Below are 14,763 nucleotides of genomic sequence, written 5' to 3' on the forward strand. Positions count from 1 at the left end.
CCGGGATCAACGAAAGCGGCAATGCGGAGCATCCCGTTACAAATTGTTACGGTCGGTTACGGCTGCAACATCGTTCCACCGCAAGGCAGGGGTAGTGTGCACACAGACCCGAGTGAGGCCGCCGCCATGCTTGACGCACAGTTCGCACCGGTCGAATCCAGCACGTTCCCGTGCCTTTCCGCTTCCGTGATCGACACCTGCCAGCCTCCGCTGTCGGAGCTGGAGACGCTCCTGCAGGCGCTGCCGGTGCATCGCCGTTGCCTGCAACGCAAGCAGACGTTGTTCCGGGCCGGGCAGCCTTGCCATTCCCTGTTCCTGGTGCATGCCGGCATCTTCAAGACCTGCGTGCTCAGCGAGGACGGTCGCGAAAAGATCACCGGCTTCCACCTGCGTGGCGACCTGCTTGGGATCGATTCCTTCGACATGCCCCAGTACGGCTGCGATGCGGTCGCGCTCGACACCGCCGAAGTCTGGGAGATACCGCTGGCCCAGATCCGCGCCCGCGCGCCCGACCTGTTGCCGCACGTGACGGCTACTCTCGCCAGCGAAATCCGGCGTGACTGGCGCTGGATGCTGGCCCTTGGAACGCTCAATGCGGAGCAGCGTGTCGTCGCCTTCCTGCTCGATCTCGCTTCGCGGCTGGAAGCGTTGGGATTCAGCGCCAGCCATCTGCTGCTGCGAATGACCCGGGCCGAACTGGGGAACTTTCTCGCGCTGCAGCTGGAAACGGTGACGCGGGTGCTGTCCCGCCTGGCCTCGGCCGGCCTTATCGCGGTGGACGGCCGTCAGATCCGCATCGACGATGCGAGGGGCCTGCGGGTCATCCTCTCCGCCGCGTAATGCCTACGCCGGCAGGTTGCGCCGCGCGGCCGCGCCCAGTTGTTCGCGGCGATAAGGCTTGCGCAGCAGCTCGAAGGATTCGCGCGTGGAATGCGTCGCTTGCGCTGCCGAGTCGTCGTAGCCCGACGTCAGCAGGATCCCCAGTTGGGGGCGAAGCAGGCGGGCGGCCTGCGCGAGTTCGACCCCATCCATTCCTCCGCCCAGCATCACGTCGCTGAAGAGCAACGCGAATCCGTCGTTGGCCGCCAATTCCTTGAGTGCTTCGCCAGCGCTTCCAACGGCGACCACCTGGTAGCCGAGTGATCGCAGGAATGCGGCGGCGATGTTCCTCACCTCGGTTTCGTCCTCGACCACCAGCACCAGTTCTGAGCCGTGGACATCCGCCGTGGGGCTCGCGGCTTGCGCCCCCGTTTCGGCCCCTGCGACCGGCAACCACAGCTCGACCCGGGTGCCCTGTCCCGGCTGGCTTTCGATGTGCAGGTCGCCGCCACTCTGCTTGACGAAGCCGTACACCATGCTCAACCCCAATCCACTGCCGCGCCCGATCGCCTTGGTGGTGAAGAACGGCTCGCAGGCGCGCCCCAGGACTTCAGGGGTCATGCCGCGTCCGGCATCGGCAACGGTGAACACGACACAGCGATTGGAGCGCCGTTCGGGAGGAAAGCGGTCCTCGGGATGGCGGCGCTCACCGGCGCTGATGGAGATCGATCCCCCTTCCGGCATCGCGTCCCTGGCGTTCAGCGCAAGATTGACCAGGGCGTTGTCCAGCTGGGAGGGATCGGCAAAGACTGCAGGCGTGTCGGGTTCGCATTCGACCTTCAGGAGGATGGACTCTCCCAATGCACCCCGCAGCATGAGGCGCAAATCCTTCAGCAGTGACGCGGGATCGACGGCTCTCGGGCTCAGGTGCTGGCGCCGCGCAAATGCCAGCAACTTGGAGGTGAGTTCCGAACCCCGTTCGACCGAACGGAGCGCACTGTTGATGATTTCCAGGGCGCCGGGCTGGTTTTCGCACTCCCCTTCGAGCAACTGCAGGCTGCCGGAAATCACGGTCAGTAGGTTGTTGAAGTCATGGGCAACGCCGCCGGTGAGCTGGCCGATGGCATCAAGGCGCTGCGCATGGGCCAGCTGTTCCTCGGTGCGACGCCGTTGCACGAGGGAAGCGATCAGGTTCCCAACGGTCTGCAGGAGTTGCACCGCATCGTGATCGAAACGGCGAGGATGCTCGGCCAGGGCCAGCAACGCTGCCATCGGCCGATCGCGATCGAGCAGCGGAACGATCACGCCGCTGGCAACTGCCTGGGGCCATCCCTCGGGGCCATCGGCAATTGCGTCATGCACGACGAGCGGGCGGTCGCACTTCAGCGCCGTGCCAAGCGGGCCCTCGAGCTTCGCCCACCACGGACCGCCTCTGTGGTCGCCCATCGGTCCCGCCGCAGCACCCACCGTGGCCTCCTCCCCCCTCATGATCACCACGGCGACGGTCGATACATCGAGCACCTCCAGCAACAGTCCGGGAACGCTTTCGATCACGTCCTGGGTTGCGGTGGATGCCAGCGCCAGCTGGCCGATCCGGCCCACGACGGCGTCATAGCGGGCCCGCACCATCGCCTGCTGCGCCCGCAGCGTTTCCGAGATGTCGCGGATCGATGCCAGGTAATGGACCCCCAGGTCGGACTCGAGCGGGCTCAGCGCGATTTCGACCGGGAATTGCTGCCCATCCCTTCTCCGCCCGACCAGCGTCATGCCTCCGCTTCCCATCGGCCGCACGCGCGGCTGCTGCGTGTAACCGAGGCGATAGTTGCGGTGCCTGGCGCGGACGTCCTCCGGCACCAGGTCCTCGACGGAAAGTCCGTCCAGGCCGTTGTCCGGGTAACCGAACAGCCGTGATGCGTTCTGGTTGGCCATGAGGATGCGGCCATCGCGATCGACGATGACCAGCGCATCCGGCACCGACTCGAACAATTGCGGAAACATGATCACGACGGTCAACCGCGCTGCACCGCACTGGCGAACAGATAGCCAGCGCCTCGCACCGACTTGATGAGCCGCGGATTGCCGGGGTCGAGTTCCACCTTGCGGCGCAGGCGCCCGATCTGCATGTCGATGGCCCGGTCATAGGGCCCCGCGTCGCGGCCATGGATCGCATTCATCAGCTGGTCCCGGCTGAGGACCTGGTGCGGTCGTTGCACCAGGGCCAGCAGCAGGTCCAGTTCACCGGACGTAAGGCTGATGTCTTCGCCGCCCCGACCAGACAGTTGGCGCGTGGCCATGTCCAGGCTCAACCCGTCGAAAGTGAATTGCTGCGCGATCTCCGTCGAGGCTGCGGGCTGCGCGCGACGCAGGACGGAACGGATGCGCGCCAGCAGTTCGCGCAGGTCAAATGGCTTGCTGACGTAGTCGTCGGCGCCGAGTTCCAGGCCGACCACGCGCTCGATGGATTCGCCGCGGCCACTCACGATGATGACGGGGCCCGCCCAGCGGCCGCGGAGCTCACGCATGAGGCCGAGCCCATCCGCATCGGGCAGCCCCAGATCGAGCAGCACCACGTCGAAGTCCGGCGCGCTCAAAGCGGCCCGGACCTGGGCCCCGTTCTGGGCCACGCGCACACCCAGGCCTTGGCCCTGCAGGTAGCGCGACAACATCGCGGAAATCTCGGGATCGTCATCGACCACCAAGACTCTGGGTTGCCCAATCCGCTGGGCCTCGTGCGGCGTGGCAGCTTGCATGGCGCTGGCGGCTCCGGTCGCTCGCGGCGATCGTACCCCTATCCGGCGGGTTCAGCAGGACATGGGGCGGCGCGCGCACCATCGACATGGAGCGGGCTCGTGCACCCTCGGCTTCAACGCCATGGCCGAGTGGTCACGGCAATCTGCATCGCGCCGGCTCTCAGGCGCATCCGTTCCGGCAGTCACTGCAACGCGCCAAGCGACGTCGCGCCCTTGGCCCAAGCGGAAGAGCGGACCAGGCCAGAGCGCATGCACTGACGCGCTTTGCTGCGAGGAATCCCGGAACCCAAAAACACTTAGGGCCCGGTTTCCCGGGCCCTAAGTGCTTGTCAGTTGGCGTCCCCACGGGGATTCGAACCCCGGTCGCTACCGTGAAAGGGTAATGTCCTAGGCCTCTAGACGATGGGGACGCTGTAGAACTTTTGCTTTCACCGAAGTGCTTCGCTGAAAGCCGGCCTGTTTTTGAAACTTGTAACCAGAGTGGTGGAGCCAGCCGGGATCGAACCGGCGACCTCCTGCATGCCATGCAGGCGCTCTCCCAGCTGAGCTATGGCCCCACGGCGCTGGAAAGACCGCTATCTTAGGGAGCTGATTCAGGAGCGTCAAGCCACCTTTTCGATTTTTTTCACATCCGCATCTTCGCGGAGACGCAGCGTGGCGACGCCGTGGCCGCTCTCGGCCAGGTACTGCAGCCACTTTCCGAGGAAAGTGTTCATCCGCAGGCGATGGCCGATGATTTCGGCCGGCGGCGGATACATGCCGATCACATCCTGCCAGCGCCGTCCGACGTAGCAGTGAGTCGCTTCGACCTGGCGGGCGTCGTGGTAGACGCGCAGGAACGCCGATGGATCGGGCTCGCCCGTGACCGGATCGACCATGTCGTAAGTCAGGCGCAGTTCCGTGGTGTAACGGTGCTGCTCCATCACGTCCAGGAGCAGCGGCAGGCCGTCGCCGATATCGGACTGGTAGCGGCCGGGCGCGAGGTCGGCCGGTTCGAACAGTCGCTGCAGGCGGGTGTGGTTTTCCGCGTACAGCCCCATCAGCCAACCGAACTTTCCTAGCCGGAGGCGCCCCGGCAGATCGACATGGGTGGTGCGGGTAACGAGTTGCTGCATGGGACCGATGCTACACGCGCAGGCCACGCGGCGCAGCGTTGACGCGCCCGATGAACGCGCCTATGGTCACAGTTCTTCCCCTCGAAAATGCAGCGTTTCAGCTGCCGGACATCCGCTCAGAACATCTCGCGGTGAATGCCCAGGGTCGTGAGCACCTTGCTGGCAATTTCCTCGATCGAGGTATGCGTGGTGCTGAGGGTTGGAATGCCCTCGCCCCGGAACATCATTTCCGCCGCCGCGACTTCCCGCCGGCACGTCTCGAATTGGGCGTAACGCGAGTTGGGCCGGCGCTCCTGACGGATCTGCTGTAGCCGCACCGGATCGATCGTCAGCCCGAACAGCTTGTTGCGGTAGGCCCGCAGCCGCTGCGGCAGGCGGTCGTGTTCGAGGTCTTCCTCGGTAAGCGGGTAGTTTGCCGCGCGAATGCCGTACTGCAGCGCCAGGTACACGCAGGTCGGCGTCTTGCCTGCGCGCGATACGGCCACGAGGATCACGTCGGCGCCGGCGTAATCCGTCGCGGCGCCGTCGTCATGGGTCAACGCGAAATTCATCGCGTTGATGCGACGGTGATAGGTCTCGAAGTTGACCAGGCCGTGCGCCTGGCCGATGCGGCGTTCGCGGGCCTCGCCCAATTCGCGCTCCAGCGGCTCGATGAAGGGCGCGAACACGTCCAGCATCAGCGCACCGCTTTCGGCCAGCGCTGCGCTCACGGCGCCGTCGACGCAGGAATTGACGATGACCGGCCGCGTGCCATGGTGCTCGCCGGCTGCGCGGATCTTTGCAGCCACTTCAGCCGCCCGTTCGATGCTGTCGATAAAGGAATAGCGATCAGTGACGAAGCGGGTCTGGGTGAACTGCGTCAGCAGGCTGTGGCCGATCGTCTCGGCCGTGATGCCGGTGCCGTCGGAAACGTAGAAAACCGGCCGGATTCCGGGCATCACCCACCTCGCGAGGACCTGTAGCAGCGGAAGAAAGCACCGGAACCGCGTTTGTCTGGGCCCGATGCAGCGGCGATAATAGCGGTTTCGCCATCCAGGCCATCTCCGGCCCCTACCCCACGGAGCCCCGTCTTGAACGAGAACATCCTCTGGCTGCACGCGCTGCGCCTGTCCGACCTGGCCCGCGTGGGCGGCAAGAACTCCTCGCTCGGCGAGATGATCGGCAATCTTGCGAACCTCGGCGTATCGGTTCCCGGCGGCTTCGCGACAACGGCGGAAGCATTCAAGGCGTTCATCGCCCACAACGACCTGCACCAGCGCATCTACGACAAGCTGGCGACGCTGGATGTGGAAGACGTGCCGGCCCTCACCGCGGCAGGCAAGGAAATCCGCGGCTGGGTGATCGACGCGCCGCTCCAGCCCGACCTCGATGCGGACATCCGCAAGGCCTACAGGCAGCTCTGCGATGAGAACGGCGGTTCGGACGTCGCGGTCGCGGTGCGCTCGTCCGCGACCGCCGAAGACCTGCCGGATGCCTCGTTCGCCGGCCAGCAGGAAACCTTCCTCAACGTGACCGGCGCCGACGATGTCGTGCACAAGGTCAAGGAAGTGTTCGCTTCGCTCTACAACGACCGCGCGATCGCCTACCGCGTGCACCACGGCTTCAAGCACGAGGACGTCTTCCTCTCGGCCGGGGTGCAGCTGATGGTGCGCTCCAACGTCGGTTCCTCCGGCGTTCTGTTCACGCTGGACACCGAGTCCGGATTCCGCGACGTCGTCTTCATCACCTCGAGCTTCGGCCTGGGCGAGATGGTCGTGCAGGGCGCGGTGAATCCGGACGAGTTCTACGTGTACAAGCCGACCCTGCAGCAGGGCAAGCCGGCGATCCTGCGCCGCTCGATCGGCGCGAAGCAGCAGCGCATGGTCTATTCGGACAAGCCCGGCGAGCGGGTCAGGATCGAAGAGACGCCAGCCGACCTGCGCAACACGTTCTCGATCAACGATGCCGACGTGCACGAACTCGCCAAGCAGGCGCTGGTGATCGAAAAGCATTACGGCCGCCCCATGGACATCGAGTGGGCGAAGGACGGCGTCAGCGGCAAACTGTTCATCGTCCAGGCGCGCCCGGAAACGGTGAAGTCGCGCGCGCACGCGACGCAGATCGAGCGCTACGCGCTTACGCGACGCGGCGCGGTGATCGCGGAAGGCCGTGCCATCGGCAACAAGATCGGCAGCGGCGTCGCCCGCGTCGTGAGGTCGCTCGACGACATGAGCCGGGTGCAGCCTGGCGATGTGCTGGTTGCCGACATGACCGACCCGGACTGGGAACCGGTGATGAAGCGTTCCTCGGCCATCGTCACCAACCGTGGCGGCCGCACCTGCCATGCCGCGATCATCGCGCGCGAGCTCGGCGTGCCCGCGGTCGTGGGCACCGGCAATGCACTGGACAGGATCAAGGATGGCCAGGAAGTCACCATCTCCTGCGCCGAGGGTGACACGGGATACATCTATGCCGGCGCCCTGCCCTTCGAGCGCAACGTCGCCGACCTCGACAAGATGCCGGAGGCGCCGCTCAAGGTGATGATGAACGTCGCCAACCCGGAGCGCGCCTTCGATTTCGCAATGCTGCCCAACGCCGGCATCGGCTTGGCGCGCCTGGAAATGATCATTGCCAGCCATATCGGCATCCATCCCAAGGCGCTGCTCGAGTACGCCTCGCAGGACGCCGAGACGAAGAAGAAGATCGACGCCAGGACCGCGGGCTACGGCGACCCGGTCGACTTCTACGTCGACCGCCTGGCCGAAGGCATTGCAACCATTACCGCATCGGTCGCCCCGAACCCGGTGATCGTGCGCCTGTCCGACTTCAAGTCCAACGAATACGCCAACCTGATCGGCGGATCGCGTTACGAGCCGCATGAAGAGAATCCGATGATCGGCTTCCGTGGCGCCAGCCGCTATGTCGATCCGAGCTTCGCCGATGCGTTCGCGCTCGAATGCCGGGCGGTGAAGAAGGTGCGCGAGACAATGGGCCTGACCAACTGCTGGGTCATGATTCCGTTTGTGCGCACGCTGGATGAGGGCCGCAAGGTAATCGAAGTGCTCAAGGCCAACGGCCTCGAGCAAGGCAAGGATGGGCTGAAGATCATCATGATGTGCGAGGTCCCCTCCAATGCACTGCTGGCGGACGAATTTCTCGACATCTTCGACGGCTTCTCCATCGGTTCGAACGACCTCACCCAGCTCACCCTGGGCCTTGACCGCGACTCGGCCATCGTTGCCGGCCTGTTCGACGAGCGCGATCCGGCGGTGAAGAAACTGCTGTCGATGGCCATCCAGGCCGCCCGTGCCAAGGGCAAGTACGTCGGCATCTGCGGCCAGGGACCCAGCGACCACCCGGATCTAGCCGAGTGGCTGATGCAGCAGGGCATCGAGTCGGTGTCGCTGAATCCCGACACGGTCGTGGATACCTGGCTTCGCCTGGCGAAAGTGAAGGCAGCGACCTGACCGCGGCGCCATGGAACCGGCCATCGAGACCACCACGCTGAAGGAACTGCACTCGCTGGAGCATTGGCGGGCGCTGGCCGAGCTCTACGGCCTGCGCCTGCTGGGTGCGGCACTGATCCTGCTGATCGGCCTGTGGCTGGCGAAGCGGTTGTCGCGCACGCTCGATCGCGTGTTGGAACGGACGCAGACCGAAACCACGCTGCGGGGTTTCCTGCGTAACATCGCTTATGCCGCGATGGTGGTCGTTGTGATCCTGGCGGCGTTGCAGTTCCTTGGCTTCCCGACTGCGTCGCTGTTCGCTGTGCTGGGTGCGGCGGGGTTGGGCATCGGCTTGGCGTTGAAGGATTCGTTGTCGAACCTGGTCGCCGGTTTCCAGCTGATCGCACAACGTCCGTTCCGCGCCGGCGACTACGTGCTGACTGCCGGCCTCGAGGGCACGGTCGAGCAGGTCCGCGTGTTCCAGACTCGCCTGCGCACGCCTGACAACCGCGTGGTGATCCTGCCCAACGGCCTCATCACCGCGGCGGCGATCACCAATTTCACCGCCACGATGAAGCGCCGCATCGACATCGCCGCCACCCTCGCACACGGCGACGACCTGCAGGCCGCGCGCATGCGGTTGGTGGAGATCGCAAAGAAGGAGCCGCGGATCTTGCAGGAACCCGCGCCCCTGGTCTTCGCCACCGGCCTGGCGGCGGACAATCGCATCAGCATCGAGCTGCGCGTTTGGGCGCGCACGGGCGACGTCCAGCAGCTTCGCAGCGACCTCACCGAGGCTGTCCGCAACGGGCTGGTCGAGTTGGGCATCGGCCTTCCCGCCGGAACCCGTGATATCAGGGTGTTTCATCACGGCGCCGACGGCCGCGCCTTGTCCGATCTGCTGAACGGTCCGATCGGCGAGGGACTTGGATCGCACCTGCCGAAAGGGTGAGTCAACTCACTCCAGGCCGCCGAGCCTGCCCATCGCCGCGCGGTAATGCTTCAACTCGGCAATGGAATCGTGGATGTCGCTGAGCGCGGTGTGCTTGGACTCCTTGCGCACGCCATTGAGCGTGGCGGGCGCCCAGCGGCGGGCAAGTTCCTTGATCGTGCTTACGTCGAGGTTGCGGTAGTGGAAGTACCGCTCCAGCCGCGGCATGCAACGGTGCAGGAAGCGGCGATCCTGGCAGATCGAATTGCCGCAGATCGGCGAGCAGTTCGCCGGCACCCATTGGGACAGGAAGGCCAGCGTCCGCTGTTCGGCCTCCGCCATCGTCACGCCCTGCTCCAGCACCCGCTGCCAAAGCCCGGACTTTCCGTGCTGGTTGCGGTTCCATTCGTCCATCGCCTGCAGGCGTTCGAGCGGATGCGCGATGGCCAGTTCCGGTCCTTCCGCAAGGATCTCGAGTTGCGCATCGGTGACGACGGTAGCGATCTCGAGGATGGAATCGTTGTCGGTATCGAGCCCGGTCATCTCCAGGTCGATCCAGATCAGTCGCTGTTCCTTCTGCGGGTTAACCATGCGCTCGCACTACCGTCCGGGACGCCGCATCATAGCCCAGCCTCCGTCGAATCCATGCGCCATGCTTTCCAACCCGACCTACGTCCACTACGCGATCCTCACGGCCATGCTGGCACCGGCGTTCTTCCTGACCGCCACGGCGGCGCTGCTGGCATCGGCCAACGCCCGACTGGCGCGGGTCGTCGACCGGTTGCGCTCGCTGATCGTCGCGTGGGAGGAAGAGGCCCCGGACCGTGCCGAACGCGACGCGCAGATCCTGCGGCACCGGCAACGTGCGCACCTTGTGCTGCGCGCCTGCCAGATGCTCTACGCCGCGCTCGCCAGCTTTGTGGGTACCAGCCTCACGCTGGCAATGGACGCGCTGCTCGGCTTCCGCATGGGCGCGCTGCCCACGATGCTGGCGGTCTTCGGCGTCCTGTTCCTGCTGGCGGCCAGCTTCGCGCTGTGGCGTGAGGTCAGCCTGTCGGTACGTAGCTTCGACGACGAACTCGACCATGAGCTCGCGCGCCGGCGCGGCTGAGCCTACAGCGGGGCCTTGCCGCGCTTGACGCGAAAGTAGTTGGTGAGGCGCCGGCTGGCTTCTTCGGCCAATACGCCTCCGGCGACTTCAACCCGATGGTTATGCCGCGGGTCGGCGAGCAGGTCGAAAACGCTCCCGGCGGCTCCGGTCTTGGGGTCGCTCGCGCCGAACACCACACGCGCGATCCGGGCATGGACCATCGCCATCGCGCACATTGCGCAGGGTTCGAGCGTCACGTAGAGCGTCGTGCCGAGCAGCCGATGGTTGCCCAGCCTGGAGCCGGCCGCACGCATGGCGACCACTTCGGCGTGCGCGGTGGGATCGCTGTCGGTGATGTTGCGGTTCCAGCCCTCGCCGAGGATCCGGCCGTCGGCGGAGACCAGCACCGCGCCTACCGGAATTTCGTCGTCCTCGTGCTGCGCGCGCTGCGCCAGCTCGAGCGCATGGAGCATCCAGCGCTCGTCCTGGGTGCGGGGATCTTCAATCCCCTGCTCGCCCGTAGCAGGGTCCATCATTCCCACTCGATCGTTGCAGGCGGCTTGCCGCTGATGTCGTACACGACGCGCGAAACACCGCGCAATTCGTTGATGATCCGGTTGGACACCGTGCCGAGCAGGTCGTACGGCAGGTGCGCCCAGTGCGCGGTCATGAAGTCGATCGTCTCGACCGCGCGCAGCGCGATCACCCATTCGTAGGCACGCGCATCTCCGACGACGCCGACCGACTTGACCGGCAGGAACACCGCGAACGCCTGGCTGGTCTTGTCGTACCAGCCGGCCTTGCGCAGCTCATCGATGAAGATGTGGTCGGCCTTGGCCAGCAATTCGGCGTGCTCGCGCTTCACTTCGCCGAGGATGCGCACGCCCAGTCCGGGACCCGGGAACGGATGGCGATACACCATCGCGCGAGGCAAGCCGAGTTCCACGCCGAGGCGGCGCACCTCGTCCTTGAACAGCTCGCGCAGCGGCTCCACCAGCTTGAGCTTCATGTCTTCGGGCAGGCCACCGACGTTGTGGTGGCTCTTGATGACGTGCGCCTTGCCTGTCTTGCTGCCGGCCGATTCGATCACGTCCGGATAGATCGTGCCCTGCGCCAGCCACTTGGCGTTGCTGAGCTTGGCAGACTCCTCATCGAAGATATCGATGAAGAGGTTGCCGATGATCTTGCGCTTGGCTTCGGGGTCGTGGACGCCCTTGAGCTTTTCGAAGTAGCGGTCGGCGGCGTTGACGCGGATGACCTTCACGCCCATGTGCTCGGCGAACATCGCCATCACCTGGTCGCCTTCGTTCCAGCGCAGAAGTCCCGTATCGACGAAGACGCAGGTCAGTTGCTTGCCGATCGCCTTGTGCAGCAGCGCGGCGACGACGGACGAGTCCACCCCGCCCGAGAGCCCAAGGATCACTTCGTCGCCGCCCACCAGTTCGCGCACGCGCTCGATCTGGTCTTCGATGATGTTTGCGGCGTTCCAGAGGGTCTGGCAGCCGCAGATGTCGACGACGAAACGACGCAGCAGCGTCTGACCTTGCGTGGTATGGGTCACTTCCGGATGGAACTGGACGCCGTACCAGCGCTTTTCCTCCAGCGCCATCGCCGCAACGGGGATGCGATCGGTGACGGCCGTAATCGTCCAGCCCGGCGGGGCCTTGGCGACGTGGTCGCCGTGGCTCATCCACACATCGATGCGTGGCTCGCCATCGTGGTCGCTCAGGCCCCCCAGCAACGCGTCGCGTGCGACCAGCTCCACTTCCGCGTGACCGAATTCCCGGGCATCGGCGGCTTCGGTCGCGCCGCCCAACTGCGCGGCCAGCGTCTGCATGCCGTAGCAGATGCCGAGGATCGGCAGGCCGCTGTCGAACACCTCCTGCGGCGCTTTCGGCGCCCCGTGCTGGGTCGTCGATTCCGGACCGCCCGAGAGGATGATGCCCTTGGCGCCGAACTTGGCGATCTCCTGTGGATCGTGGTCCCAGGCCCAGATTTCGCAGTAGACGCCGATCTCGCGGATGCGACGGGCGATCAGCTGCGTGTACTGCGCGCCGAAGTCGAGGATCAGGATCTTGTCGTTATGGATGTTCGTCGTCATGGGGGCGGCGATGCACTGAAAATCGAAGTCTCAAAAGCAGAGAAGGGAAACTGACGTCTCCCTTCCGGCTCACATTCATCCCGCGCGATAGTTCGGCGGTTCCTTGGTGATCTGCACGTCGTGCACATGGCTCTCGCGCGTGCCGGCGCTGGTGACCTTCACGAAGGAGGGCTTCTTGCGCATTTCCTCGATGTTCGAGCAACCGACGTAACCCATCGTGGCGCGCAGGCCGCCGGCGAGCTGGTGGACCACGCCGCGCAGCGGGCCACGGTACGGGACGCGGCCTTCGATGCCTTCCGGCACCAGCTTGTCGGCGTCGGATGCATCCTGGAAATAGCGGTCCTTGGAACCCAGCTCCATCGCGCCCAGCGAACCCATGCCGCGGTAGCTCTTGTAGCTGCGGCCCTGGAACAGTTCGACTTCGCCCGGGGCTTCCTCGGTGCCGGCGAACAGGCCGCCGATCATCACCGACGAAGCGCCGGCGACCAGTGCCTTGCCGATGTCGCCCGAGTAGCGGATGCCGCCGTCGGCGATCAGCGGAATGCGGTCCTGCAGCGCCTCGGCGACCATGTCGATCGCGGTGATCTGCGGTACGCCGACGCCGGCCACGATGCGCGTGGTGCAGATGGAACCCGGGCCGACACCGACCTTCACCGCGTCCGCGCCATGGTCCATCAGCGCGAGTGCGGCGTCGCCGGTGACGATATTGCCGCCGATGACCTGCAGCTGCGGGAAGTTCTTCTTCACCCACTTCACGCGGTCCAGCACGCCCTGCGAATGGCCGTGCGCGGTGTCGACCACCACCACGTCCACGCCGGCGGCCGCGAGCGCGGCGACGCGGGCTTCGGTGTCGCCGCCCACGCCCACCGCGGCGCCCACCAGCAGGCGTTCGCTGCTGTCGTAGGCGGCGTTGGGATTGTCGGACTTCTTCTGGATGTCCTTGACGGTGATCAGGCCACGCAACTCGAAGCCATCGTTGACCACCAGGACCTTCTCGATGCGGTGCTTGTGCAGCAGCTGCACGACCTCTTCGTCCGACGCGCCTTCGCGCACGGTGATGAGGCGGTCCTTCTTGGTCATGATGTGGCGGACCGGATCGTCGAGCTTCTTCTCGAAGCGCATGTCGCGGCTGGTCACGATGCCCACCAGCGTGCCGTTCTCCACCACTGGCACGCCGGAGATGTTGCGGGCGCGGGTGAGCTTGAGGACTTCGGCGATGGTGGTATCGGGGCCGACGGTAAACGGCTCCTTGATCACGCCCGCCTCGAACTTCTTGACGTGGGCGACCTGCGCCGCCTGCGCCTCGAGAGTCATGTTCTTGTGGACGATGCTGATACCGCCAAGCTGGGCCATCGCGATCGCGAGGCGCGCTTCGGAAACCGTGTCCATTGCCGCCGAGACGATCGGCAGTCGAATGGTGAGGTCGCGGGTCAGGCGCGTGGCGAGCGAGACGTCCTTGGGCAGGACGGTGGAATGCGCGGGAACGAGCGAAACGTCGTCGTAGGTCAGCGCTTCAGCCTGGATTCGCAGCATGGGCGGTCCCGGATGGATGAAGCCAGTAATTGTAACGTGTTTCGCTACCGCGGCGCTCGCATTCGCGGGATTCGTCGTTCCGGATCAGGCATCCGCCGCCTCGGCGGCTTCCAGCGTGTTCTGCATCAGGGTCGCCACGGTCATCGGCCCCACCCCGCCGGGTACCGGCGTGATCCAGCTGGCGCGTTGCGAGGCGGCCTCGAATCCGACATCGCCGACCAGGCGTCCGTCCTCCACCCGGTTGATGCCCACGTCGATGACCACGGCGCCAGGCTTGACCCATTCCCCGGGGATCAGCTGCGGCCGGCCAACCGCGACCACCAGGATGTCCGCGTTCCGGACCGCCTGTTCCAGCACCTGCGGCGGCGTGAACTTGTGGCAACTGGTGACGGTGCAGCCTGCGATCAGTAGCTCGAGCGCCATCGGGCGGCCGACGTGGTTGGAGACCCCCACGATGGTCGCGCTCTGGCCGCGCACCGGTCGGTCGGTGTAGGCCAGCAGCGTGGTGATGCCCCGCGGGGTGCAGGGCCGCAGGCCGAACTGGCGCAGGGCGAGGTGGCCGACGTTCTCCGGGTGGAAGCCGTCCACGTCCTTGCGCGGGTCGATGCGGTGGATCAGGTGGGTTGCATCGCGATGGCCGGGCAGTGGCAACTGGACCAGGATCCCGTGCACGTCCGGGTCGGCGTTGAGCTGGTCGATCAGGGCGAGCAGCTGCTCGTCGCTGGTGTCGGCCGGCAAGTCGTAGTCGATGGCACGGATGCCGACCTTCTGCGCGGCGCGGCGCTTGTTCTTGACGTAGACCGCCGAAGCCGGGTCGTTGCCGACCAGCACGACGGCCAGCCCCGGGGCGGCCTTGCCGGCCTTGACCCGCGCATCCACCTGCGCCTTGAGGTTGTCGAGCAGGTCTTCGGCGATGCGTTTGCCGTCAAGGATGCGGGCGGTCATGCGTGGGGGCGGCCGATTCGGTGGCGTGGAGGAGCGATGAAGGCGCACATTATC

General features: G+C 65.7%; 13 protein-coding genes and 2 tRNA genes. 4 read left to right on the top strand and 11 right to left on the bottom strand.

The annotated features are described in order from the left end of the window. Positions 1-21: 21 nt before the first annotated feature. Positions 22-840 carry a helix-turn-helix domain-containing protein gene (locus BP05_RS03115; protein ID WP_496360320.1) on the top strand — a complete coding sequence of 273 codons (819 nt, stop codon included), beginning with the start codon at positions 22-24 and terminating at the stop codon, positions 838-840. 3 nt (positions 841-843) lie between these two features. Here the strand turns inward: BP05_RS03115 and BP05_RS03120 are convergent, their stop codons facing one another. From BP05_RS03120 to ppsR, 6 genes are all read right to left on the bottom strand, one after another. Beyond that, positions 844-2,823, bottom strand: a complete 1,980-nt coding sequence (locus BP05_RS03120) for a PAS domain S-box protein (protein WP_496360633.1) — start codon at positions 2,821-2,823, stop codon at positions 844-846. Positions 2,824-2,828: 5 nt separating this feature from the next. Then, on the bottom strand, positions 2,829-3,569 hold the full coding sequence (locus BP05_RS03125) for a response regulator (protein WP_496360322.1): 741 nt from the start codon (positions 3,567-3,569) through the stop codon (positions 2,829-2,831). Positions 3,570-3,903: 334 nt separating this feature from the next. After that, positions 3,904-3,979, bottom strand: a tRNA-Glu gene (locus tag BP05_RS03130). A gap of 71 nt (positions 3,980-4,050) precedes the next feature. Next, positions 4,051-4,126 (bottom strand) — tRNA-Ala (locus BP05_RS03135). Positions 4,127-4,171: 45 nt separating this feature from the next. Further along, positions 4,172-4,684: a DUF1249 domain-containing protein gene (locus BP05_RS03140; protein ID WP_496360324.1), complete on the bottom strand. Its 513-nt coding sequence runs from the start codon at positions 4,682-4,684 to the stop codon at positions 4,172-4,174. A 116-nt stretch (positions 4,685-4,800) separates the two neighbouring features. Beyond that, positions 4,801-5,622: a posphoenolpyruvate synthetase regulatory kinase/phosphorylase PpsR gene (gene ppsR / locus BP05_RS03145; RefSeq protein ID WP_496360326.1), complete on the bottom strand. Its 822-nt coding sequence runs from the start codon at positions 5,620-5,622 to the stop codon at positions 4,801-4,803. A gap of 132 nt (positions 5,623-5,754) precedes the next feature. Between ppsR and ppsA the strand changes: the two genes are divergently transcribed. Together ppsA and BP05_RS03155 are read left to right on the top strand one after the other, a co-directional pair. After that, the gene (gene ppsA, locus BP05_RS03150) at positions 5,755-8,130 is read left to right on the top strand and encodes a phosphoenolpyruvate synthase (protein ID WP_496360328.1); all 2,376 of its coding nucleotides are present in this window, start codon (positions 5,755-5,757) and stop codon (positions 8,128-8,130) included. 10 nt (positions 8,131-8,140) lie between these two features. After that, positions 8,141-9,061, top strand: coding sequence for a mechanosensitive ion channel family protein (locus BP05_RS03155; protein ID WP_496360330.1), 921 nt, complete (start codon positions 8,141-8,143; stop codon positions 9,059-9,061). 6 nt (positions 9,062-9,067) lie between these two features. Here BP05_RS03155 and orn read toward each other — a convergent pair whose 3' ends face one another. Then, entirely contained in the window at positions 9,068-9,631 is a 564-nt protein-coding gene (gene orn / locus BP05_RS03160) for an oligoribonuclease (protein ID WP_496360332.1), read from the bottom strand. 61 nt (positions 9,632-9,692) lie between these two features. On the opposite strand from orn, the gene BP05_RS03165 reads away from it, so the two are divergent. After that, positions 9,693-10,151: a DUF2721 domain-containing protein gene (locus BP05_RS03165; RefSeq protein ID WP_496360334.1), complete on the top strand. Its 459-nt coding sequence runs from the start codon at positions 9,693-9,695 to the stop codon at positions 10,149-10,151. A 2-nt stretch (positions 10,152-10,153) separates the two neighbouring features. Here BP05_RS03165 and tadA read toward each other — a convergent pair whose 3' ends face one another. The 4 genes from tadA to folD form a co-directional block, all read right to left on the bottom strand. Beyond that, entirely contained in the window at positions 10,154-10,663 is a 510-nt protein-coding gene (gene tadA, locus BP05_RS03170; RefSeq protein ID WP_496360336.1) for a tRNA adenosine(34) deaminase TadA, read from the bottom strand. Continuing rightward, complete coding sequence (gene guaA, locus BP05_RS03175; protein WP_496360338.1) at positions 10,663-12,231, bottom strand: glutamine-hydrolyzing GMP synthase; 1,569 nt, start codon at positions 12,229-12,231, stop codon at positions 10,663-10,665. Before guaA ends, tadA begins: the two co-directional genes overlap by 1 nt. Before the next feature lie 75 nt (positions 12,232-12,306). After that, the gene (gene guaB, locus BP05_RS03180; protein WP_496360340.1) at positions 12,307-13,764 is read right to left on the bottom strand and encodes an IMP dehydrogenase; all 1,458 of its coding nucleotides are present in this window, start codon (positions 13,762-13,764) and stop codon (positions 12,307-12,309) included. 84 nt (positions 13,765-13,848) lie between these two features. Then, the gene (folD, locus tag BP05_RS03185; RefSeq protein ID WP_496360342.1) at positions 13,849-14,709 is read right to left on the bottom strand and encodes a bifunctional methylenetetrahydrofolate dehydrogenase/methenyltetrahydrofolate cyclohydrolase FolD; all 861 of its coding nucleotides are present in this window, start codon (positions 14,707-14,709) and stop codon (positions 13,849-13,851) included. Positions 14,710-14,763: the final 54 nt, after the last annotated feature.

It is taken from the genome of Lysobacter oryzae DSM 21044 (genome assembly GCF_059568595.1).

What these genes read in the sequence shown, in the direction of transcription:
- BP05_RS03115 (WP_496360320.1), top strand. Translation starts at nt 22, where the DNA reads ATGCGGAGCATCCCGTTACAAATTGTTACGGTCGGTTACGGCTGCAAC.
- BP05_RS03125 (WP_496360322.1), bottom strand. Translation starts at nt 3,569, where the DNA reads ATGCAAGCTGCCACGCCGCACGAGGCCCAGCGGATTGGGCAACCCAGA.
- BP05_RS03140 (WP_496360324.1), bottom strand. Translation starts at nt 4,684, where the DNA reads ATGCAGCAACTCGTTACCCGCACCACCCATGTCGATCTGCCGGGGCGC.
- ppsR (WP_496360326.1), bottom strand. Translation starts at nt 5,622, where the DNA reads ATGCCCGGAATCCGGCCGGTTTTCTACGTTTCCGACGGCACCGGCATC.
- BP05_RS03155 (WP_496360330.1), top strand. Translation starts at nt 8,141, where the DNA reads ATGGAACCGGCCATCGAGACCACCACGCTGAAGGAACTGCACTCGCTG.
- orn (WP_496360332.1), bottom strand. Translation starts at nt 9,631, where the DNA reads ATGGTTAACCCGCAGAAGGAACAGCGACTGATCTGGATCGACCTGGAG.
- BP05_RS03165 (WP_496360334.1), top strand. Translation starts at nt 9,693, where the DNA reads ATGCTTTCCAACCCGACCTACGTCCACTACGCGATCCTCACGGCCATG.
- tadA (WP_496360336.1), bottom strand. Translation starts at nt 10,663, where the DNA reads ATGGACCCTGCTACGGGCGAGCAGGGGATTGAAGATCCCCGCACCCAG.
- guaA (WP_496360338.1), bottom strand. Translation starts at nt 12,231, where the DNA reads ATGACGACGAACATCCATAACGACAAGATCCTGATCCTCGACTTCGGC.
- guaB (WP_496360340.1), bottom strand. Translation starts at nt 13,764, where the DNA reads ATGCTGCGAATCCAGGCTGAAGCGCTGACCTACGACGACGTTTCGCTC.
- folD (WP_496360342.1), bottom strand. Translation starts at nt 14,709, where the DNA reads ATGACCGCCCGCATCCTTGACGGCAAACGCATCGCCGAAGACCTGCTC.